The organism is Lysobacter sp. CFH 32150, assembly GCF_022758295.1.
Taxonomy (GTDB): Bacteria; Pseudomonadota; Gammaproteobacteria; order Xanthomonadales; family Xanthomonadaceae; genus CFH-32150.
This window is the reverse complement of sequence record NZ_JALDWJ010000003.1, coordinates 349,994-371,264: the sequence shown is the minus strand read 5'-3', so window position 1 is coordinate 371,264 and position 21,271 is coordinate 349,994. Positions and strand designations below refer to the sequence as shown.

Sequence of the window (21,271 nt, the reverse complement as noted above, 5' to 3'; positions counted from 1 at the left end):
AACAGTGGAATTCTGTTTCGTAGAACCGAGCTTCTAGATGCCCGCGGCGTGACGCCAGAACGCGTGCGCCAGCGGGGGAATGCGGCCTGCCAATCCGAGCAGCGGTCCGCGCAACAACGTCGCAGCCATGCCGTCGTCGCTGAAGACGCGGTTGATCGCGCCGAACGCATGCGCGGCGGTTGCGTTCTCGCTCTTGCGCGTGCGTGCCCAACGCGCCAGTCGTTGTGGTGCCGTGAAGTCGACGTGCCTGTCCTGCGCTTCGCGGATGCTGTCGCGCAATGCGGCTACATCGCGCAGGCCCAGGTTAACGCCTTGCCCGGCAAGCGGATGCACCACGTGCGCGGCGTCGCCAACCAGCAGCACGCGGCCTCGCACGTAATCGTCCGCGAGTTGCCGGCGCAAGGGGAATGCCGCGCGTGGCGAACGCAATTGCAACGCACCCAAGCGGGCATCGAATGCTGCGGTCAGTTCGCGATTGAACGTGCCTTCGTCGAGTGCGAGCACGCGCTCGGCTTCCGGATTCGGCAGCGTCCATACGATCGAACTTTCGCCGCCGACGAACGGCAGCAGCGCCAGCGGCCCGCCGGGCAGGAAGCGTTGCCAAGCGGTATCGGCGTGCGGCTGTTCGGAAGCGATGAAGGCGATGACGCCCTTCTGCGCGTAGTCGTGGGCATCGATGCCAATGCCGGCCAGCGTGCGCAGGCTCGAATCGGCACCGTCGGCGGCGACGACCAGGCGCGCATCGAGCGTGCTGTCATCCTCCAGCCGCAGCTTCGCACCATCGTCATGCTGTTCGAGTTCGGTAACACGCGCCGGGCACTGCACGCGCACGCCAGTCGCCGTGAGCGCCGTCCACAGGCGATCCACGAGCAGGCCGTGTTCGACGATCCAGCCAAGTTCGCGCCGACCTAGGGCGTCGGCATCGAACGTCAATTCACCACCACCGCCGGCATCCCAGACGCGCATGCGCCGGTACGGATGCAGACGCGCGTCCTGCACCGCACGCCACACGCCGAGCGTGTCGAGCAAGGCGGCATTGTCGGGTGCGAAGGCGTACACGCGCAGGTCGCGTTGCGTGGGCGACCAGCGCGGTGGTTCGCGAGATTCGAGCAGCGCCACATCGAGTCCGAGCTTTGCCAGCGCCAACGCGCACGCGCTGCCGACCACGCCACCGCCGACAACGGCGATATCTAAGCGGTTGCGCCGATTCATCAGGTGTCGCTCCGGCATAGTTTCGGCACTTCGCCGCGATAACCGAGCGCGCCACCCACCAGCAGTGCCTGTGTCGAAGGCAAGCGGTCTAGCACCAGCAGACCGAGGCTGCGCAGCGGCCGCAGCAGGGGTGCGGGATTCGCAGTCAGTTTCGCCAGTCCATCGGAGAACGCCAGCGTGCGTTCGCGATCTTCGCGGCGGCGCTGGCTGTAGGCATCGAGCAATGTCGCTGCACCGGGATCACTGCCGTCGGCTTCGATCAACTCGGCCAGCGTCAACGCATCACGTAGACCGAGGTTGAAACCCTGCGCACCGATCGGGTGTAACGTCTGCGCAGCATTGCCGACCAGCACCGCGCGGGCAGCGGTCGTGCGTTGCGCGACCACGCGTGTGACCGGATACGCGCTGCGCGGGCCGCTCGCGAGGAAACGGCCAACGCGCCAACCGAACGCGGTTTGGAGTCGCGCCAGCCATGCATTTTCATCGAGTGCGGCGACGGTTTCCGCCTCTGCGCGCGCAACGCCGTGGATCACGCCGTAGTGACGATCGCCACGCGGCAGCAGCGCAGTCGGACCATCGTCGCCGAAGCGTTCGAAGGCGATACCCTCGGGCGCACGTTCGGCGCGTACGCGGGCGACGAATAATGTCTGTTCGTAATCATGTTTATCGGCAACAATGCCAAGCGCTTCGCGCAAGCCGCTGCGTGTGCCGTCGGCGGCGATCAGCAGTCGGGCTGACAACACACGTTCGCCATCGGCATCGGCGATGCGGATACAACGAGCATTGGCATCGTCTTCCGCCAAGCGGACGAAGCGCGCCGGGCGATAACGGGTCAGCCGCGTCAGTTCTGCCAGCCGCGCTTCCAGCGCTTCGCCAAAATCGCGTGCCACCACGACTTGTCCGAACGCGTCACGGCCATAATCGGCAGCGTCAAGCCGCACACGACCGAAATCCCCCGTGCGGGTGACGTGGATACTGCGGATCGCGCCCGTTGGCGCGCGCAGTTTTTGCAGCACACCGAGCGCGCGCAACGCATTGATCGTGGCTTCGGCGAAGCTGAGGTTGCGTTCGTCGAACACCGCTGGCAACGCGCCCGCCGGGGCGGCTTCGACCAGACCGACATCGAGCCCGAGCCGGTCCAGTGCGATCGCCAGGCTGGCACCGACCAGACCGCCGCCGACGATGAGCGCATCATGGATGGGAGCGTCATGGTTGACCTTCATGCGGCCATGATACGGCCGTACCGTGGCGCGCTAGAATGTCGGCCTCACGCGCAGCCCCGTCAGCGCAGACTTAGGACAGCCGCCATGACAGCCATTACCGAGCGTAGCCGCACTCCCGCCACGCTGATCCTGATCACGCTCGTCGCGTTGATGGTGGGGACGCGCCTGCACCATTTCGACCCGATCCCGGACGCCTCGTGGGCGGTGTTCTTCATCGGCGGTTTCTACCTGCGCCGGTGGACGGCCTGGGCTTTCCCACTGTTGATGGCGTTGGCCGTGGTCGTCGATTACTACGTGATCACCAGCCTGGGCATGAACTTCTGGCAGCACTACTGCATGTCTCCGGCGTACTGGTTCCTGATCCCGGCCTATTTCGCGATGTGGGCCGGCGGCACCGTCGCGCGCCGTTTCGTCACCCGCAACGATGGCCGCGCACTGGCCATGACGGCCGTGTCTCTGCTGGCCGCAGTGATCGTGTGCCACCTGCTCAGCCAGGGCAGCTTCTACTGGATCAGCAGTGTCGTCGCCGAGCCCACGTTTGCGGGTTGGTGGAAGAACTACAGCGATTGGTTCCCGCTCTACCTGCGGACCACTGCAATGTATGTCGGTGCGGCGGTAGTGGTGCACCTGGTTGCTGCGCAGATTGCGACGCAGATGCAGTCGCATTCCGGTGATCATCACAAGCGCTGAGTCCCCCGCACTGAATCCTCGAGGTCACGCCGTCATGGGTCATCGCCTCAGCAAGATCTACACCAAAACCGGCGACGATGGCTCGACCGGCCTCGGTGACGGCACTCGGGTTGCCAAGGATTCGGCGCGTGTCTGCGCGTACGGCACTGTCGACGAAGCGAATTCGGCGATCGGCCTGCTGCTAGCGGGCGATGTTCCGTCGGACATCGCTGAATTGCTGACTACGGTGCAGCACCAGCTGTTCGATCTCGGCGGCGAGCTGTGCATTCCCGGCCACGCCGCGATCACCGATGCCGACGTCACCGCGCTCGAACAACACCTCGACCGCTACAACGACCCGTTGCCGCCGCTGAAGGATTTCATCCTGCCCGGCGGCGGTGAAGCGGCGGCGCGTTGCCACCTCGCCCGCACCATCGTGCGCCGCGCCGAGCGGGAGACGGTGACGCTGTCGCACCACGATTCGGTACGGCCGGAGGCGGTCCGCTATCTCAACCGCCTGTCCGACCTCCTGTTCGTGCTGGCGCGGGTACTGGCACGCGCCGATGGCCACGGTGAAGTGCTGTGGAAGCACGAACGGCGCCAGGGTTGAACCTGCCTGCCCACGGCATGCCGATTCCAGATATGCGGATCTACAGTCATCCCGCTTGCCTTGCCCACGACACCGGTCCTGGTCATCCCGAACGTCCCGAGCGCCTGAGCGCCATCATCTCCGCCTTGCACGAGGCGATGCCTGCGCTCGACTGGCATGAGGCCCCGCGTGCCACCCGCGGCCAATTGCTGCGCGCGCATGCCGAGCCATTGCTCACGATGGTGCTTGAAACGCAGTCGGTGCAACGCGTGCAACTGGACGCCGACACGATGCTCTCGCCCGCCTCGGCCGAGGCCGCCCTGCGCGCTGCCGGTGCTGCAGTGGCTGCCGTCGACGACGTGATGAACGACAAGACCAAGCGCGTGTTCTGCGCCGTGCGTCCACCTGGACACCACGCCACCAGCGCGACTGCGATGGGCTTCTGCCTGTTCAACAACGTCGCCGTCGCTGCCATGCATGCACTCGAGAAGCATGGCCTGGCCCGCGTCGCGATCGTCGACTTCGATGTGCACCATGGCAACGGCACTCAGGCGATCTTCGAACACGAACCACGCGTGCTCTACCTCAGTTCGCACCAGATGCCCCTGTATCCCGATACCGGCTACCCCAGCGAACGCGGCGTCGGCAATATCGTCAATGCAGGATTGCCGCCGGGTGCAGGCAGCGCGATATTCCGGACGGCCTGGAGCGAACGCCTGCTCCCCATCCTCGACGACTTCCGTCCGCAACTCCTGCTGGTCTCGGCCGGCTTCGACGCCCACTGGCGCGACCCCTTGGCGCAACTGCAACTCGAGACCGACGATTACACCTGGTTGACACAGGAACTGACCGCGCTCGCCGACCGCCATGCGCAGGGCCGCATCGTTTCATTGCTGGAAGGCGGCTATGACTTGCAAGCGCTGCGCGAGTGCAGCGTGGCGCATGTAGGAGCGTTGCGGGTACACGAGTGACGGATCAGCCGCCCTGCGCCTCAGGCACGAAATCCAGCGCCGCCGAATTGATGCAATAGCGCAATCCCGTCGGTGGCGGCCCATCCGGGAACACATGCCCCAGATGCGACTCGCAATGCGCGCAGCGCACCTCGACCCGGCGCATCCCATGGCTGTCGTCGACGTGCTCACGCACCACCCCGGGCGCGATCGGCTGGAAATAGCTGGGCCAGCCACTGCCGGAGTCGTACTTGGATTCCGATCGGAACAGCGGGGTCTCGCAGGCGACGCAGGTGTAGGTGCCGGGGGCCTTGTGGTCCCAATACTTGCCGGTGAAAGCGCGCTCGGTGGCCGAACAGCGGCAAACCGCGTACTGCTCGGGGCTCAGCTGTTCGCGCCATTGGGCATCGGTTTTTTCAATGCGGTCTTCATTCATTAGCGGCTCCTTCTGGTCCTTCTATTTACGGTCGGGACAGACTTGTAGATGCGCCCGAGTCTGAACCAACCCCTCAGGGGGCATGTTCAGGCCAAGTGAACAGCAAAATGACGAATCAGGTGCTCGCATTGCCCGGGTCCCGGGGATACGGCAAGCTAACCGCCGTTTGTCGCTGCCCGGATGTTCGCGTGCGCCCAGTCCTGCGTCTGCTTCCACTGCCGTTCTGCATCGCACTCTCGTTGTCGGCCCGTGCCGGCGACGACGACATGCCAGACAACTGGAGCCTGTGCCCCGTCGGCGATGCCGTGCCGGCGTTCCCCGACGCCCCGGTCGGCGGCAAGCCGGGCGATCGCGCCAGCCAGCCGACCGACATCGAAGGCGACCAGGCCGAAGGCGTCGACGGGGAGGTGCTGAACGTGCAGGGCAACGTCGCGCTCAAACGCGGCGACCAGTTCCTCGGCGCCGACAAGCTGCGCTACGACAGCCAGAACGAACGCTACGTCGCTGAAGGCAATATCCGTTACCAGGATTCGAGCATGCGCCTGGTCGCCGAGCGCGCCGAGGGCGACCAGGCCGCCGACGAGCACCAGATCGAAAACCTGCGCTACCAGCTGGTCTCGCGACGCGGCAACGGTGGCGCCGAACGCATCAACCTGCATGGCACCGAGGGCAGCCTGCACGGGTCCACCTATTCCACCTGCCCACCGAACGACCGCCGCTGGGAACTGCGCGCCCATCGCATCGACGTCGATACCGAGGAAGGCTTCGCGGTGGCGCGCAACGCCGTGCTGCGGGTCGGCAAAGTCCCGGTGTTGTACGTGCCGTGGTTCATGTTCCCGATCGACGACCGCCGCCGTACCGGTCTGTTGTTCCCCTCGGTCGCGAATTCCGACCGCAACGGCTTCGACTACAAGCAGCCGATCTACATCAACATCGCGCCGAATTACGATGCGACGCTGTCGCCCCGGGTGATGACCGAGCGCGGCGCACTGCTCGGTGCCGAGTTCCGCTATCTCAACGAGAGAGGCAGCGGTACGGTCTCCGGGTCCTGGATGCCGGACGACAAGTTGCGCGATCGCGAACGTGGCTATTTCGCCTACCACGCGTACCAGAACGTCAGCAGCAAGTGGCAAGCGCGTTCCAACGTGACCTGGATCAGCGATCCGCGCTATTTCGAGGACTTCAACAACAGCATCAACGGCATCGCGATCACGTCCGCGCACAGCGAAGTCGGCCTATATGGGCGTGGGCTCCACTGGGATGCCAGGCTGACGGCCGACCACTGGCAACTCGCCGACTTCACCCTCACCGAAGCCAGCCTGCCTTTCAACCGGCTCCCACGCGCCGCCTTCCGCTGGGAGCAGCGTTTTGGCCGCTGGTTCGCCCTCGGCGCCGAAACCGAAGCCGTCCGCTTCCAGCACAGCGAACGCGACGGCGGCTCGCGGCTCGATTTCAAACCCTATGTCAGCATGCCGCTGGAAGGCGCCAGCTGGTTCATCAAGCCGACCCTGGCCTGGCGCTACACCGGTTACCAGCTCGATGACGCCCTCGCCACAACCTTCGGCGACAAGTCGCCGAGCCGCAGCCTGCCAATCACCACGGTCGACGCGGGCCTGTTCTTCGACCGCAGCACCCGTCTCGATGGCAAGGCGTACCTGCAGACGCTGGAACCCCGGCTGTTCTATTTGCACGTGCCCTATCGCAACCAGGACGACTTACCCCGGTTCGACACGGCTCCACTCACCTTCAGTTGGGGCCAGCTGTTTCGCGACAACCGGTATTCCGGTCCCGATCGCCAGACGGACGCCAACCAGTTGACCATGGCGATGACCAGTCGCCTGATCCGCGAGGCAGACGGCCGCGAAAAACTCGCGGTCAGCCTCGGACAGATCCGCTATTTCGACGATTCCCGCGTAACGGTGCCCGGCGAAACCCCGGTCCAGCGCGGGAAGTCCGCATGGGTCGCCGATGTCAGCTACGCTCCCAGCGACCGCTGGACCATCGGTGCGTCCTATCAATGGGATCCGAAACTGCGCCGCGAGGAAATGGCCAGCTTCCGCGCCCGTTACCTGATGCGCGACGAAGGTGTGGTCAACCTCGCCTACCGTTATCGCCGCGACCTGGTCGAGCAGGCCGACTTTTCGTTCCTGTACCCGATCAATGCGGCCTGGAGCCTGGTCGGCCGGCACTACTACTCGCTGCTCGATCACAAGCCGCTGGAAACCATCGCCGGCGTGCAGTGGGACAGCTGCTGCATCGCTGTGCGCCTGGTCGGTCGCCGCTACGTGCACAACCGCGAAGGCGATCTCAGCAGCGGCTTGATGCTGGAAATCGAACTCAAGGGCCTTGGTTCCGGCGGCCAGGACACCCGCAAAACGCTTCGCCGCGCCATCCTCGGCTACAATCGCGGCGATCTCTATCTGGTGCCGCCGGAAATGCCCACGGGCCAGCCACCAACGGATCCAGACCCTACGCAATGAAGACTTCCCCCAGCTTTGCCAGCACGTCCGCCGGTATTCTTTTCCTCCTCGCGCTGCTGTTCGGCGCCGCACACGGGCAACAACTGCAACCGGTCGAAGGCATCGTCGCCATCGTCGATGAAGACGTGGTGCTGCGCAGCGAACTCGACCGCGCCGTGCGCAATATCACCGCGCAGTACGCCGGTCGCGAGAACCAGCTGCCACCAGCCGACGTGCTCGAGCGCCAGGTGCTCGAACGCCTGGTGCTGACCAAGCTGCAAGTGGCGCGCGCGGAAAGCAGCGGCATCCGCGCCACCGACGAGGAAGTCGACGCCGCGATCGGCCGGATCGCAGCGGGCAACCAGCTCAGCATCGACCAGCTGCGCGAGCAGGTCGCACGCGAGGGACAGAGCTTCGCCGACTTCCGCGCTTCGATCCGCGACGAACTGCTGATGCAGCGGTTGCGCCAGAGTTTCGCCCAGAGCCGCATTGCGGTCAGCGAAGCCGAAGTGGACACCGCGCTTGCCGCGCAAAGTACTTCCCAGTACCACCTCGCACATATCCTGGTCGCGCTGCCTGATGGCGCCACGGCTGAGCAGATCGCCATCGGGCAGCAGAAGATCGAGGGGGTCAAGGGCCTGATCGACAAGGGCGAGATGGAGTTCACGGCGGCTGCGGCGCGCTATTCCGACAGCCCGAACGCGCTTGAAGGTGGCGATCTCGGCTGGCGCAGCCTCGACGAGATTCCGGCTTCCTTCGCCAATGTGATCCGGAGCATGAGCGTCGGCCAGGTGATCGGACCGATCCGCGGACCCAGCGGTTTCCAGCTGCTCAAGCTGGTCGAAACCCGCGACGCGGCGCAGGGCGATGCCGCCACCGTGACCGAATTCAATGCGCGGCACATCCTTGCCCGCATCGACGATAACCACACCGACGCCGAGGCGCGGTCGAAGATCGACGCGATCGCGGCACGCATCACCGGCGGTGCCGATTTCGCCACCGTCGCGAAGGAAAGCTCCGAAGATCCGAACAGCCGCGAACGAGGCGGTGACCTGGGCTGGTTCCCGGCCGATGCGTTTGGCCCCGCGTTCGGCGCCCAGGTCGCAGCGCTCACCGACGGCGGCGTGTCAGCACCGTTCCGCAGCGACGCCGGTTGGCACATCGTGCAGCGCGTCGGCAGTCGCCAGAGCAAGGGCGACCAGAACCGCCGCACGCAGATGCGCGAAACCATCGGCCGCCGCAAGCTCGAAGAGGAATACAACCGCTTCCTGCGCGAGATGCGCGGCGAGGCGTTCGTCGAGTTCCGCAACCAGGCCAAGGCGGCAGAAGCAGCGCCCGCACCCGCGCCGGCACCCGCCAACGGCAGCGGCGGCTGAGTGAACCGGCCACGCTTGGCGCTGGTGCCAGGCGAGCCGGCCGGGATCGGACCGGAGTTGTGCGTGCGGTTGGCGCAACAACCGCGCGACGATTGCGAACTGGTCGCGTTCGCCGACCGGCAGGTGCTTGAGTCTGCGGCAGCCGCACTGTCGCTACCTTTGCGGCTGCTGGCCGCAGAAGCATCCGCAATGGCGCCTGGCGATTTGCCATTGAGTGCGATCGACAATGCCGCGCCATCCGTGTTCGGCACCACCGATCCGCATAACGCAGCGGCCGTGATCACCGCCTTGCAGAGCGCAGCACAAGCCTGTCTCGACGGTGAATTCGCCGGTCTCGTCACGGGTCCGGTGCACAAGGCCACGATGAGCGCTGGACTTGGCATCGCCTATACCGGCACCACCGAGTTGCTGGCCGCGCAGGCGGGACGCGAAGTGGTGATGATGCTGGCCAATGACATCGTCCGTGTCGCCCTCGCTACCACCCACCTGCCGCTGCGCGCGGTCGCCGATGCAATCACCGCCGAATCGCTCGCCCGTACGCTGCGGATCACGCATGCCGCGTTGCGTGATGACTTCGGTATCGCCATGCCGCGCATCGCCGTGCTCGGCCTGAATCCACATGCCGGCGAAGCAGGCCACCTCGGTCGCGAGGAAATCGATGTCATCGAACCCACCCTGGCCGCGCTGCGCGAGGAAGGCATGCTGCTGATCGGCCCCCTGCCCGCCGACACCGCCTTCCTGCCGGCCAAATTGCGCGACTTCGATGCGGTGCTCGCGATGTATCACGACCAGGGTCTGCCGGTGTTGAAGTACAGCGGTTTCGAACAAGCGGTGAACCTGACCCTCGGCCTGCCCTACCCACGCGTCGCCGTCGATCACGGCACCGCATTGGAACTGGCTGGCAAAGGCAGCGCCGACCCATCCAGCCTATTCGCCGCGGTCGCGACTTGCGCGCGCATCGCGCGCGTACGCCGCACTGGAGTGCGCGCATGAGCATACGCTCGCACGCGTCCACCAAGCCGGCCAAGGGCGCGGCCCAAGGCTTTTCCGCCGAGGCGAAAAAGCACCTCGGCCAACACTTCCTGCACGAGCGCGGCATCATCGCCAAGATCGTGCAGGCGGTGAACCCGCAGCCTGGCGATCGCCTGGTCGAAATCGGCCCGGGCCAGGGTGCGATCACCTTCCCGCTGCTCGACAAGCACGGCGAGCTCACCGTGATCGAATTCGATCGCGACCTGATCTTCCCGCTGACCGAAGCCGCCCGCGCGCACGGCACGCTGGAAGTGATCCACCGCGACGTGCTCACCGTCGACTTCACCGCACTCGCCCGTGGTGGCGCGCCGCTACGGTTGGTCGGCAACCTGCCGTACAACCTGTCATCACCAATCCTGTTCCACGCGCTCGATCACGCCGCGGCGATCCGCGACATGCACTTCATGCTGCAGAAGGAAGTCGTCGACCGCATGGCCGCGGCGCCCGGCAGCAAGGTTTACGGCCGTCTCAGCGTGATGTTGCAGGCCTACTGCGCGGTGACGCCGTTGTTCAATGTCCCGCCTGGCGCATTCCGACCGCCGCCAAAAGTCGATTCGGCCGTGGTGCGGCTGGTTCCGCGCACGCCCGACAGCATCGGCATCGCCGATCCGAAGCGTTTCACCGAAGTCGTGCGCGCCGCTTTCGGCCAACGCCGCAAGACCCTGCGCAATGCCCTCAGCGGCGTCGCCGACGGCACCATGATCGAAGCTGCCGGACTGCGCCCGGATGCACGCGCCGAGCAGATCGAAGTCGCCGGCTTCGTCCGTCTGGCGAACATCATGCCGTCTCTGAGCATGCCGACCTAGCGCCGCATTCACGCACATTGGCTACACTGTCGGCATGAATCACGATACCGCCGACTACGCGATCGACATCGACGTCGCCACCCGCTTCCTCGACGACCAATCCGCGCCCGACGAGGGCCGCTATGTGTTCGCCTACACCATCCACATCCGCAACCGCGGCAAAGTACCGGCGCGCCTGCTTGGCCGCCATTGGGTCATCACCGACGCCAACGGCAAGGTAGAGGAAGTGGTCGGCGAAGGCGTGGTCGGCGAACAACCGTGGCTGCGCCCGGGCGAGGATTTCGAGTACACCTCCGGCGCCGTGCTGGAAACGAGCCTCGGCACCATGCGCGGCAGCTACGACATGCTCGCCGACGACGGCACCCGCTTCGCCGCGCCGATCCCGGCATTCACCCTGACCGTACCGCGTACTCTCCACTGACATGGCCGTCTGGGCGATCGGCGACCTGCAAGGCTGCTACGACCCGCTGCAGCGATTGCTGGAACGTATTCGCTTCGACCCTGCGGTCGATCGGCTGTGGTTCTGCGGCGACCTCGTCAACCGTGGCGGACAATCGCTGGAAACGATGCGGTTGGTGCATTCGTTGCGTGCCTACAGCGTCGTCGTACTCGGCAACCATGATCTGTCGCTGCTGGCGATCGCCGAACGTCGTCCCGACGAGCAGCGCAAGGTCAACCCGGATTTGCAGAGTGTGCTCTTCGCCGAAGACCACCAGGTCCTGATCGACTGGCTGCGCACGCAAAACCTGCTGCATATCGACCGCGCGCTTGGCTGGATGATGGTGCACGCCGGTCTGGCACCGAAGTGGACCGTCGGCCTAGCCGAAAAGCATGCGCGCGAAGTCGAACTGAAACTGCACGGCGACAACTACCGCAAGCTGCTGAAGAACATGTACGGCGATCGCCCCGCGTGGTCGCCGAAGCTCAACGGTCCCGACCGCGATCGCGCCATCATCAACGTCTTCACCCGCCTGCGTTACTGCACCCCGCGCGGCCGCATCGCTTTCGAGGAAAAAGGCGGGCCGGGCACGCAGCAGGCTGGGCTATACCCGTGGTACGAAGTGCCCGGCCGCGCCGAACGCGATCTGAAAATCGTGTGCGGGCACTGGAGCACGCTGGGGCTGTTCATCGGCCACGGCGTCCATGCGATCGACACCGGTGCGGTGTGGGGAGGCAAGCTCACCGCCCTGCAGCTGGATACCGACGAGCTGCGCGTGGTGCAGGTGGCGGGGCGCGACGTGCCGGCGAATCCGCCTCGTTCGCACCACCATCACGACCGTACGCCGCGCGAAAGAACAACGGGTTGATCGCCCCGCGGCCCATGGCTGAAGGCCGTCGTTCCGCGCCCTCAACCAATCCGCAGGTAGTCGGCGAATTCGAACACGCATGCGTGCCTGGCATCGACCGCATGCGGTTCGTGCTTCGTCGCGCGCCATTCGGCCGCAGCGAACTGCGGGAAGAACGCATCGGCATCCTCTACCACGGTGTCGACGTGGGTCAGATGCATCCGCGTCGCATGCGGCAAGCAGAGCGCATACAGTTCGCCACCACCGATCACGCATAACTCTTCGGCACCGTCGACACGCGCAATCGACAACGCAGCATCCAGCGATGTAACCGCCTCCATTCCGGCGAACGGCACTCGGCCCGAGCGTGTCAACACCAGGTTGCGTCGCCCTGGCAATGCGCGCCCCAACGACTCGGCGGTCTTTCGCCCCATCAGCAATGGCTTGCCCAGCGTGAGCGCTTTGAAGCGCTTGAGGTCGTCGGGCAGGTGCCAAGGCAGGGCGTTGCCGCGCCCGATGGCACGGCAACGATCCAGCGCGGCGATCAGCGTCAGCTGCACCACTATTTCGCCGCGGCAGGCGCTGGCGGCGCTGGCGGCGCCGGTGGTGGCACAGCGATGTCGATTGGCACGGCTGCCGCCACCGACGGGCCGAACGGCAGATCCAGCTTGCAGGCTGGTGTCGCATTCGCCAATTGTTTAACCAAGGCGTTCTCGACCGGCGAACCATTCACGCGTTGGACCTGCAGCATGTAGTTCGTGCCGTCTTTCTTCGCCGCCCAACGATTGACCTGGACATTGCGCAGAGCGTTGAACTCCGGGCCCGTGGCAGATGCGGTTTCCGCAGGCACGCCCAGCAAGACGGCAGGTTGCGGCATCGAGACGTTCGTGTATCGATCCTTGATGTCCTCGTCATTCTGCTCTTTGGTCATGTGCAGGAAGTCTGCGTACGCGTCCGCGGATGCATCTTCCTTGCTGCAGGACACCGAGATGGCCAGATTCTGGATCGTCCAGAAACCGGTTTTGTACAACCCAAAACTACGACGACGGGCCACCGTCTGGCCTGCACCATTGCGTTGGATATAAGAGCCGCTCAAGCGCGACTGGACCCCGGAACCGACTACCAGCCGGCCGAATGGACTTTCCATCCAGTTGTCCTTCGCCGCAAGGCGGCCTTCTTCGTCGAAGCGGCCTTTCGCTTTCAACAGCGAGGCATAGTCGAGCCGGATCCCTTTCATCCGTTCCGCAACCTGCGCCGACAGTAGCTTGGCGTCCTTGGTGAACAGGGTCAGGCGATAGATGGCACCGTTGACCGACCCACTGATGCTCATGCGCTGGGGATATTCCTTGGACTTGCTCGGGCCATCGATGAAGTTGAAGCCGAATCCGTCGACCTGCACCGGCACCACGCTACGCATGCCGGCTTCGCCGGCAGCCTTCTCGGCCTCGGTGCGCATCCAGTTCTGCACGGTGCCGGCATCGACGCGGCTAGGCGCATAGTAAGACGCATCGATTTCGATGGTCTGTCCCTGGAACTCGCCGGCCGTGATCTCGATGACCTGCGATTCGGCCGTGTTCAGTCCATAGCCGCTGCTGAAACTCTCGGTGCCTTTGACCAGTTTGTACTCGTACGGCAACTCCAGCTGCGTGCCGAGTATCTTTACCGTTCCGGCGAGTGCTTGCTGGCTGAGCAGCAATACCAACAATCCGATGGCGTAACGACCGCGTTTGAACATCGATCCCCCTTGCGTGGTTGATGGTGGATCCGGGCTCCCCAGCCCGAATGGTGTTTACACCGCCACCGGCGCCTTGATCGCGGGCAGCGGGTCGTAGCCTTCGATGGCGATGTCGTCGTAGGCGAAGGCGAACAGGTCGGTGACGGCAGCATTGAGCCGCAATGTCGGCAGCTTGCCGGGCGCGCGTGACAACTGCTCACGCGCCTGTTCGTAATGGTTCGAGTACAGGTGCGCGTCGCCGAGGGTGTGGACGAAATCACCAACGCCGAGCCCTGTCGCCTGCGCCACCATGTGCGTGAGCAACGCATAGCTGGCGATGTTGAACGGCACGCCGAGGAAGATGTCGCCGCTGCGCTGGTACAGCTGGCAGCTGAGCTTGCCATCGACGACGTAGAACTGGAACAGCGTGTGGCAGGGCATCAACGCCATCTGCGGCAGGTCGGCAACGTTCCAGGCGCTGACGATCAGGCGCCGCGAATCGGGATTGCGCTTGATCTCGTCGACCACCCAGCGGATCTGGTCGATCTCGCTGCCATCGGCCGCGCTCCAGCGTCGCCACTGCTTGCCGTAGACCGGGCCGAGTTCGCCGTCCGCGTCGGCCCATTCGTCCCAGATGCTGACCTTGTTGTCCTTGAGATAGGCAATGTTGGTTTCGCCTTTCAGGAACCACAACAACTCGTGCACGATCGAGCGCAGGTGCAGCTTCTTGGTGGTGAGCAGCGGGAAACCGTCGTTGAGATCGAAGCGCATCTGCCAGCCGAACACGCTGCGCGTGCCGGTGCCGGTGCGGTCGGATTTCTCGGCGCCGTGTTCGAGGACATGGCGCAACAATTCAAGGTATTGCTTCATTGGCGGGGATACATCAGCCGGCGCTTGCGGGAAGTTGTGGTTGCAGCGTCGGCGCGCGCCGCGACATCCACAGCCAGATCAGTCCGATCGCGATCAACGGCAGGCTCAAGACCTGGCCCATGGTCAGCCAGCCGAAGGCGAGGTAGCCAAGCTGCGAATCCGGCTCGCGCACGAACTCGACCGCGAAGCGGAACACGCCATACAGCAGCGCGAACAAACCAGCCACGGAATAACGCGGACGCGGCTTCAGCGAATAGATCCAGAGCGCCACGAACAGTACGAGGCCTTCGAGTACGGCTTGATAGAGCTGCGAGGGGTGGCGCGCGAAGGCATCCAGCGCGCCGGATTCGAACTGCGTGCGCAGCGCCGTGGCATCGAGGTTGGAGAGTTGCTCGGGAAGCGCGCGCGGGAAGATCACGCCCCAGTCGCTACCCGTCGGCTTGCCCCAGAGTTCGCCGCCGATGTAGTTGCCGAGGCGGCCGAAGCCGAGCCCGGGCGGCACGATCGGCGCGACGAATTCCATCGTGTCCATCAGGTGCAGCCCGCGGCGCCACGACCACCACCACACCGCCGCGAACACGCCGAGCAGACCGCCATGGAAGCTCATGCCGCCCTGCCAGACCTTGAACAGCATCAGCGGATCCTCGAGGAAATCGCCGAAGCTGTAGAACAGGATGTAGCCGATGCGACCGCCGAGCACGACGCCGAGCATGCCGTAGAACATCAGGTCGCCGAAGCCGTGTTCGTCGACGCCCGGCAGGCGGCCGGCGCGGATACGGCTGCGGCCGAGGAACCAGGCGACGGCGAAGCCGAGCAGGTACATCAACCCGTACCAATGGATTTTCAGTGGACCGAGCGCGAGGGCGATCGGGTCGATCTGGTGCAGATGGATCATGCGGAAGTTGGCGCCCGGGGCGTGGGGGAGCAACCCGTATTCTGCCCGACGCGGGCGACCGCGCGGGCGTTCACAGGAATCGCGGTTGATTCGACAGTTCATCCTCGTCGATCGCACCTGGCCTTTGCGGGTAAAGCGCGGCAAGCAGGTCCGTCACGGCCGCGATCCCGCGCAGCACGGCTGCTTCAGGCTCGCCGGCCCGAAGGCGCTCCTCCATCAGTTGGCAGACCCCACGCCATTGTTCGGCGCTGACCAGGTGATCGAGGCCGCGGTCGGCCACGATTTCGATGCGGTGGTCGGCCAGCAGCAGGTACAGCAGCACGCCGTTGTTGGCGGCGGTGTCCCACACCTGCAGGCGGGCGAAGGCGTCTTCCGCATGCATGCGCGCCGACACGCCGCGCATGACTTCGCGCCAGGGCAATGCAGGTTCGACTGCGAAGCAGATTTCGCCGCTGTGGCTGCCTTCACTGGCGGCGATCGCATCGGCGATGCGTTGCAGACTATCGGCAGGGAATAGACGCTGCGCAGAGGGCGCGAAGAGGTGTCGCAATAACCTCCGGCTCTGAATAAGCACTACCAGCTCCCCGAGGCGCCACCGCCCCCGCTCGATCCACCACCGCCGGACCAGCCACCACCGCCGCTCCCGCCACCCCAACCGCCTCCACCACCCCAGCCACCGCCGCCGCCGAAGCCGCCCCAATCGTGCTGGCGCGCATAACGGCCACGGGGTGCGCTCGACAGGCCGATCAGCAGGCCGATCACTGCGCCGATCCCACCCACCAGCAGCACCGACGACAACAGCCAGGCGATGCCGCCCGCAGCGCCGCCACCGAGCACGCCACGCACGCCGGCAGGGGTGCCACCGAAGACGCCACGCACGACCTGGGCGACGATGAATGCGGCGAACAACGCCATCAGCCAATTGCCGCCGCCATTGCCGCGATCGCGGTTGTCGGCCATGGGCGCGGGTAGCGGCTCGCCGTCGATCATCTTGACCAGCGCCGCGGTCGCGTCGGCGATCCCGCCACCGTAATCGCCGGCACGGAATTTCGGCACCAGGTATTCCTGGATGATGCGGTTGGCGATCGCGTCGGGGATCGCGCCTTCGAGACCGTAGCCGACTTCGATCCGCACCTTGCGATCGTCCTTGGCAACAACCAGCAGCACGCCGTCCTCGATTTTTTCGCGCCCGAGCCGCCATTGTTCGAACGCGCGCACGGCGTACTGTTCGATTGTTTCCGGTTCAGTGGTCGGGACGATCAGCACCTGCAACTGGCTGCCCTTGCGCTGCTGCAACGCCAGCGACTGCTGCTCGAGTTGCTGTTTCTGCTCGGCGTCGAGCGTACCGGTGATGTCGACCACCGGCGAATCCAGCACAGGAATCGGCGCCTGTGCCTGCACCAGCGTGCAGGCGAGCAGCAGGGCGAACAGCGCAGCACGCCTGATGAAAGCCCCGCGCCGCAACATCATCGATATCCGCGTATCAGCCAGCGGCCGGCTTGGCGAAATCGACGGTCGGCGCTTCCTGGATTTCCTTCTCGTTCTCAACGGTGAAGTTCGGTTTCTGCTTGTAACCGAACATCATCGCGACCAGGTTCTGCGGGAACGAGCGGATGTAGGTGTTGTAGTCCTGCACCGTCTCGATGTAACGACCACGCGCGACGGTGATGCGGTTTTCGGTACCTTCCAGCTGCGCTTGAAGGTCACGGAAGGATTGGTCGGATTTCAGGTTCGGATAGTTCTCGACCACCACCATCAGCCGCGACAGCGCGCTCGACAATTCGCCCTGCGCCTGCTGGAACTGCTGCAGCGAAGCCGCGTCATCGGCGTTGACGTTGATCTGGCCGACCTTCGCGCGAGCCTCGGTGACACCAAGCAGTACTTGCTGCTCCTGCGCTGCATAACCCTTCACGGTGGCGACCAGGTTGGGGATCAGGTCGGCGCGGCGCTTGTACTGGTTCAGCACCTCCGACCAGCCGGCCTTCACTGCTTCGTCCTTCTGCTGGATCTGGTTGTAGCCACAGCCGGACAGCAGCGCGGCAAGCAGCATCAACAACACGATACGCGCGATACGCATGGCAACGGCTCCGCTGGGTGGGTACGGGCGGGGCGCCATTGCAGCATTGTGGACGTGACGACGCAATCGTGGCCCGCAGGCCGCGCCAGTCGCGTTACAGCGGCAGCTGCCGCGCCCGTTCGCGGCGCTTCACCCACAGGTTCAGGCATTCGACCGCAGCCGAGAAGCCCATGGCGAAATAAACATAAGCCTTGGGCACGTGCGCCTCGAAGCCATCGGCGATCAGCACTGCGCCGACCAGCACGATAAAGGCGAGGGCCAGCATCTTGATCGTCGGATTGCGCTCGATGAAATGACCCAGTGGTGTGGCCGCCAGCAGCATCACCGCCACCGCCATGAGGATCGCCGTCACCATCACGATGGTCTGGTTGGCCATGCCAACCGCGGCGATCACCGAGTCCAGCGAGAACACGATGTCGATCACCGCGATCTGCGCGATGACCATCCCGAACGACGCCATCGGATGGGCGTGGACGTCCTCGGATTCTTCCTCGCCGATGACCAGGTCGCGGATCTCCATCGTGCCCTTCACCACCAGGAACACGCCACCCAGGATCAGGACCAGGTCGCGTACCGAGATGCCCTGGCCGAAGAAACGGAACAGGTCGTGGGTGAGGCTGGCCAGCCAGGCCAGCGTCAGCAGCAGTCCGATGCGGGTGAGGCAGGCGACGGCGATGCCGAACTTGCGCGCTTTTTCACGTTCATGGTGCGGCAGCTTGCTGACCGCGATCGAGATGAACACCAGATTGTCGATGCCGAGCACGATCTCGATCGCGCTCAAGGTCACCAGGGTGATCCACGTCTGCGGATCGGCCAGAAATTCCAAGCCCATCATTCAAGTTCCAATCAAAGCAGCGATCAAAGCAGGCGCGGGCCGAGGATCAGTCCCCACACCAGCAATACATTCAGCATCAGCACGAACACCGCGGCCGAGCCCATGTCCTTGGCGCGTCCGGCCAATTCGTGGAACTCGTCGCCATAACGGCTGATGACGGCTTCCACCGCCGAGTTCAGCAATTCGATGCTCAATACCAGCAGCATCGAGCCGAGCAGCAATGCGCGCTCGACGCCAGTGGCGCCCAGCCACCACCCCAGCGGGGCGAGGACCAGGAACAGGTAGACCTCGAGCCGGAACGAAGATTCATGCAACCAGGCCGCGCGCAGCCCCTGGAACGACCATTTGGCCGCTTTCAGGATGCGCAGCGGATGCCGCGGCAGATGCCCCGTGCTGTCGGCCATGTCACATCGCCAGCTTCAAGACGACATTCATGGGGACGAAATTCATCGCGTACGACGACTCGAAGGTCAGCATGGGGACGGGTTCTGCTCAGGGACGCGGGACGGCCTGCATGGCCGCAACAGCCGTGGATTTTGCCACAAGCCCCGCTTCGCCGCCTTTGCGGTCAAAAAGCCGTAGCCGCGCCTTCGCATCGCCTTAGCACACGCGGGCGTACGCTTGGCCTTCGCCGCTGTGAACGCGTACGCGCCCGGCCCATCTCTCCGCAGCCCATACCGCCTCGCAGCGGCTGTTTGCGCTCACTCACCATCGGAGGACCACAACATGGCAGTCCAAACCCCACCCACCGGCTATCACAGTGTCACCCCGTACCTGATCGTCGACAACGCCGCCAAAGCCATCGATTTCTATCAGAAGGCGCTTAACGCCAAGGAACTCTACCGCCTGCCGGTTCCCGCCGATAACGGCGTGGAGAAGATCGGCCACGCGGAAATCAAGATCGGCGATTCGCAGATCATGCTGTCGGATGAGTATCCCGAGATGAACGCGCGCGGGCCGAACGCGCTCGGCGGCACCCCCACGAGCTTCATGATCTACGTGCCGGACGTCGACAAGGCCTATGACCAGGCGATCAAGGCCGGCGCCAAGGCCGACAGACCGGTCGAGAACCAGTTCTGGGGTGATCGTACCGGCACGATCGTCGATCCATTCGGACACAAATGGACACTCGGCACCCACGTAGAAGACGTGCCGCAGGAAGAACTGCAGAAGCGCATGCTGGAGTGGTCGAAGAAGCAACAGACCACACATTAATCATCGTGCGTCACATGGCGAGGCCATGCCGAACGCTCGGCATGGCCTCGCTGTATTCGTACCCGTGGAAATCGGCAGCCGTGGTAATCGCTAGTGCTGCTTCGGCGTCTCGGCTGCGCCGTGCATGATCGCCAGACGCAGCCTCAGCTCGCCAGTGTCATCGCGCTTGAACAGATAGGTCGAAGTCTCCTCGCCGACCTCATTGCCCTTGGCGTCGAGGTACGGCCAACGCACTTCCACCAGCGCGATCCGGTCGGTGATCCAGTCCAGGCGCTGGATGTCGGCGCGCGTATCGGTGATGCCGCGCTGGTTGTATTGCTCCTTGCTGCCGCTGAAGAACTGCTCGACCTCCTGCTGCGAGGCGACGACCTGCTCATGCTCATGCTCGTCGCCGATGACGAAGGCCGGCGTCCGCCAGAACGAGGCAGCCGTGCGTCCATCGCCCGCAGTCAACGCCTTCGCGAGCTGATCGAGCAGATTCTGGATTCGCGAATCTTTTTCCGCCATGGCAACGGCGCGCTTGCCGATGCGGGCTTCAGTGGTGTGGGACTGGCGCATCGCGGTCTCCTGTTGGAATCCAGGGACATAGCTACACGATCCGCGGTTACGCCATCGTGCGAGCGACGTTAGACGTGAATCAAATCACCTGCCCCGGGCCTATTCATCGTCGCGAAAAACCGCGGTCCCGCGCGAACCGTCGGGTTTGATCCAGGCGCGATACATACCCGAAGTGTTGAATGGCATCGCGATGTTGCCATCGACATCCAGCGCGATCGCTCCGCCGTCGCCACCGAGCGCCGGCACGACTTTGTTGACGACTTCCTCCGCCGCGACCGCGATGGCATCGCCACGATATGCCACGCGCGCACAAATATCGTGTGCCACCGCGGCGCGGATATAGAACTCGCCCCAACCGGTACCGGATACCCCGCAACGCTCGTCAGCATAAGTACCGGCACCAATCACCGGCGAATCTCCGATACGACTCCAGCGCTTGTTGGTCATGCCGCCGGTCGAGGTCGCAGCGGCGATGTGGCCGTTCTGGTCGAGCGCGACTGCGCCGACGGTGCCGAAATAGGTTCCCGGGACATCGATCGCTGTGGTTTTCTTTGCCCGCGCATCGTCGAGCTGCTTGCGTCGGCGCTCGGTGTCGAACCACGTATTCGGCACCCGCACGATATCCGGCAGCGTGTCGGCGAACTTCTCCGCACCGGTTCCAGCCAGCATCACGTGCTTGGAGCGCTCCATCACCGCACGCGCCAATTTGATCGGATTGCGCACGGTCGTCACGCCCGCGACCGCGCCGGCGCGGCGCGTGTGCCCTTCCATGATCGAGGCATCGAGTTCGTGCCCGCCCTCGGCGTTGAACACCGCGCCCTTGCCCGCGTTGAATCGCGGCGAATCCTCCAGCACCACGATCACGGCTTCGACTGCATCGAGTGCACTGCCACCCTTGGCCAGGATTGCGTTCCCGGCATCGAGCGCGCGGTCGAGATCGGCGCGAATCGCCTTCTCGTCCGCGGCGCTGAGAGCATTGCGTTCGATGACCCCGGCGCCACCATGGATCACCAGCGCGGTTTTCGATTTGTCTTCAGCGTGCGCAGACATGGCGGCGAGTGCAAACAGG

The 21,271-nt window shown here is 64.6% G+C and carries 24 protein-coding genes; 10 read left to right on the top strand and 14 right to left on the bottom strand.

What is annotated here, in order from left to right; translation table 11 throughout:
• Window positions 1-33: 33 nt before the first annotated feature.
• Both MO486_RS07875 and ubiH read right to left on the bottom strand, forming a co-directional pair.
• Complete coding sequence (locus MO486_RS07875; RefSeq protein ID WP_242905876.1) at window positions 34-1,212, bottom strand: UbiH/UbiF family hydroxylase; 1,179 nt, start codon at window positions 1,210-1,212, stop codon at window positions 34-36.
• Entirely contained in the window at window positions 1,212-2,435 is a 1,224-nt protein-coding gene (ubiH, locus tag MO486_RS07870; RefSeq protein ID WP_242905875.1) for a 2-octaprenyl-6-methoxyphenyl hydroxylase, read from the bottom strand. The genes MO486_RS07875 and ubiH overlap by 1 nt, the downstream gene beginning before the upstream one ends.
• 84 nt (window positions 2,436-2,519) lie before the next feature.
• On the opposite strand from ubiH, the gene MO486_RS07865 reads away from it, so the two are divergent.
• Genes MO486_RS07865 through MO486_RS07855 form a run of 3 tightly spaced genes read left to right on the top strand, consistent with a single transcriptional unit; the run spans window position 2,520 to window position 4,664 of the window.
• A complete protein-coding gene (locus tag MO486_RS07865) occupies window positions 2,520-3,125 on the top strand; it encodes a hypothetical protein (RefSeq protein WP_242905873.1) in 606 nt (201 codons plus the stop codon).
• A gap of 34 nt (window positions 3,126-3,159) precedes the next feature.
• Complete coding sequence (locus MO486_RS07860) at window positions 3,160-3,714, top strand: cob(I)yrinic acid a,c-diamide adenosyltransferase (protein WP_242905871.1); 555 nt, start codon at window positions 3,160-3,162, stop codon at window positions 3,712-3,714.
• A gap of 32 nt (window positions 3,715-3,746) precedes the next feature.
• The gene (locus MO486_RS07855; protein WP_242906026.1) at window positions 3,747-4,664 is read left to right on the top strand and encodes a histone deacetylase family protein; all 918 of its coding nucleotides are present in this window, start codon (window positions 3,747-3,749) and stop codon (window positions 4,662-4,664) included.
• Window positions 4,665-4,668: 4 nt separating this feature from the next.
• On the opposite strand, the gene msrB is transcribed toward MO486_RS07855, so the two are convergent.
• Window positions 4,669-5,079 (bottom strand): peptide-methionine (R)-S-oxide reductase MsrB, encoded by a 411-nt coding sequence (msrB, locus tag MO486_RS07850; protein WP_242905868.1) that lies wholly within the window; start codon window positions 5,077-5,079, stop codon window positions 4,669-4,671.
• A gap of 188 nt (window positions 5,080-5,267) precedes the next feature.
• Between msrB and lptD the strand changes: the two genes are divergently transcribed.
• Genes lptD through MO486_RS07820 form a run of 6 tightly spaced genes read left to right on the top strand, consistent with a single transcriptional unit; the run spans window position 5,268 to window position 12,059 of the window.
• On the top strand, window positions 5,268-7,559 hold the full coding sequence (lptD, locus tag MO486_RS07845; RefSeq protein WP_345779203.1) for an LPS assembly protein LptD: 2,292 nt from the start codon (window positions 5,268-5,270) through the stop codon (window positions 7,557-7,559).
• Window positions 7,556-8,914 carry a peptidylprolyl isomerase gene (locus MO486_RS07840; RefSeq protein WP_255746243.1) on the top strand — a complete coding sequence of 453 codons (1,359 nt, stop codon included), beginning with the start codon at window positions 7,556-7,558 and terminating at the stop codon, window positions 8,912-8,914. Before lptD ends, MO486_RS07840 begins: the two co-directional genes overlap by 4 nt.
• A complete protein-coding gene (pdxA, locus tag MO486_RS07835; protein ID WP_242905863.1) occupies window positions 8,915-9,907 on the top strand; it encodes a 4-hydroxythreonine-4-phosphate dehydrogenase PdxA in 993 nt (330 codons plus the stop codon).
• Window positions 9,904-10,752, top strand: coding sequence for a 16S rRNA (adenine(1518)-N(6)/adenine(1519)-N(6))-dimethyltransferase RsmA (rsmA, locus tag MO486_RS07830; RefSeq protein ID WP_242905861.1), 849 nt, complete (start codon window positions 9,904-9,906; stop codon window positions 10,750-10,752). Before pdxA ends, rsmA begins: the two co-directional genes overlap by 4 nt.
• Window positions 10,753-10,786: 34 nt before the next feature.
• Window positions 10,787-11,173 (top strand): Co2+/Mg2+ efflux protein ApaG, encoded by a 387-nt coding sequence (apaG, locus tag MO486_RS07825; protein WP_242905859.1) that lies wholly within the window; start codon window positions 10,787-10,789, stop codon window positions 11,171-11,173.
• Between the two features lies 1 nt (window position 11,174).
• Window positions 11,175-12,059: a symmetrical bis(5'-nucleosyl)-tetraphosphatase gene (locus MO486_RS07820; RefSeq protein ID WP_242905857.1), complete on the top strand. Its 885-nt coding sequence runs from the start codon at window positions 11,175-11,177 to the stop codon at window positions 12,057-12,059.
• Between the two features lie 41 nt (window positions 12,060-12,100).
• Here the strand turns inward: MO486_RS07820 and MO486_RS07815 are convergent, their stop codons facing one another.
• The 9 genes from MO486_RS07815 to MO486_RS07775 form a co-directional block, all read right to left on the bottom strand.
• Window positions 12,101-12,598, bottom strand: a complete 498-nt coding sequence (locus tag MO486_RS07815; RefSeq protein WP_242905848.1) for a dihydrofolate reductase — start codon at window positions 12,596-12,598, stop codon at window positions 12,101-12,103.
• Between the two features lie 2 nt (window positions 12,599-12,600).
• Complete coding sequence (locus tag MO486_RS07810; protein WP_242905847.1) at window positions 12,601-13,773, bottom strand: hypothetical protein; 1,173 nt, start codon at window positions 13,771-13,773, stop codon at window positions 12,601-12,603.
• A gap of 54 nt (window positions 13,774-13,827) precedes the next feature.
• Complete coding sequence (locus MO486_RS07805; RefSeq protein WP_242905846.1) at window positions 13,828-14,622, bottom strand: thymidylate synthase; 795 nt, start codon at window positions 14,620-14,622, stop codon at window positions 13,828-13,830.
• A 13-nt stretch (window positions 14,623-14,635) separates the two neighbouring features.
• Window positions 14,636-15,517 carry a prolipoprotein diacylglyceryl transferase gene (gene lgt / locus MO486_RS07800; protein ID WP_242905845.1) on the bottom strand — a complete coding sequence of 294 codons (882 nt, stop codon included), beginning with the start codon at window positions 15,515-15,517 and terminating at the stop codon, window positions 14,636-14,638.
• A 70-nt stretch (window positions 15,518-15,587) separates the two neighbouring features.
• Window positions 15,588-16,085 (bottom strand): TPM domain-containing protein, encoded by a 498-nt coding sequence (locus MO486_RS07795; RefSeq protein ID WP_242906019.1) that lies wholly within the window; start codon window positions 16,083-16,085, stop codon window positions 15,588-15,590.
• A gap of 5 nt (window positions 16,086-16,090) precedes the next feature.
• Window positions 16,091-16,984: a TPM domain-containing protein gene (locus MO486_RS07790; RefSeq protein ID WP_242906017.1), complete on the bottom strand. Its 894-nt coding sequence runs from the start codon at window positions 16,982-16,984 to the stop codon at window positions 16,091-16,093.
• A gap of 16 nt (window positions 16,985-17,000) precedes the next feature.
• The gene (locus MO486_RS07785) at window positions 17,001-17,594 is read right to left on the bottom strand and encodes a LemA family protein (RefSeq protein WP_242905844.1); all 594 of its coding nucleotides are present in this window, start codon (window positions 17,592-17,594) and stop codon (window positions 17,001-17,003) included.
• 94 nt (window positions 17,595-17,688) lie between these two features.
• Window positions 17,689-18,426, bottom strand: a complete 738-nt coding sequence (locus MO486_RS07780) for a TerC family protein (protein WP_242905843.1) — start codon at window positions 18,424-18,426, stop codon at window positions 17,689-17,691.
• A gap of 26 nt (window positions 18,427-18,452) precedes the next feature.
• Window positions 18,453-18,833, bottom strand: a complete 381-nt coding sequence (locus MO486_RS07775) for a diacylglycerol kinase (protein WP_242905841.1) — start codon at window positions 18,831-18,833, stop codon at window positions 18,453-18,455.
• A gap of 322 nt (window positions 18,834-19,155) precedes the next feature.
• Between MO486_RS07775 and MO486_RS07770 the strand changes: the two genes are divergently transcribed.
• Entirely contained in the window at window positions 19,156-19,644 is a 489-nt protein-coding gene (locus MO486_RS07770; RefSeq protein WP_242905839.1) for a VOC family protein, read from the top strand.
• A 90-nt stretch (window positions 19,645-19,734) separates the two neighbouring features.
• Here MO486_RS07770 and MO486_RS07765 read toward each other — a convergent pair whose 3' ends face one another.
• Complete coding sequence (locus MO486_RS07765) at window positions 19,735-20,202, bottom strand: hypothetical protein (protein WP_242905837.1); 468 nt, start codon at window positions 20,200-20,202, stop codon at window positions 19,735-19,737.
• Window positions 20,203-20,301: 99 nt separating this feature from the next.
• Window positions 20,302-21,252: an isoaspartyl peptidase/L-asparaginase gene (locus MO486_RS07760; RefSeq protein ID WP_242906015.1), complete on the bottom strand. Its 951-nt coding sequence runs from the start codon at window positions 21,250-21,252 to the stop codon at window positions 20,302-20,304.
• Between the last annotated feature and the right edge of the window lie 19 nt (window positions 21,253-21,271).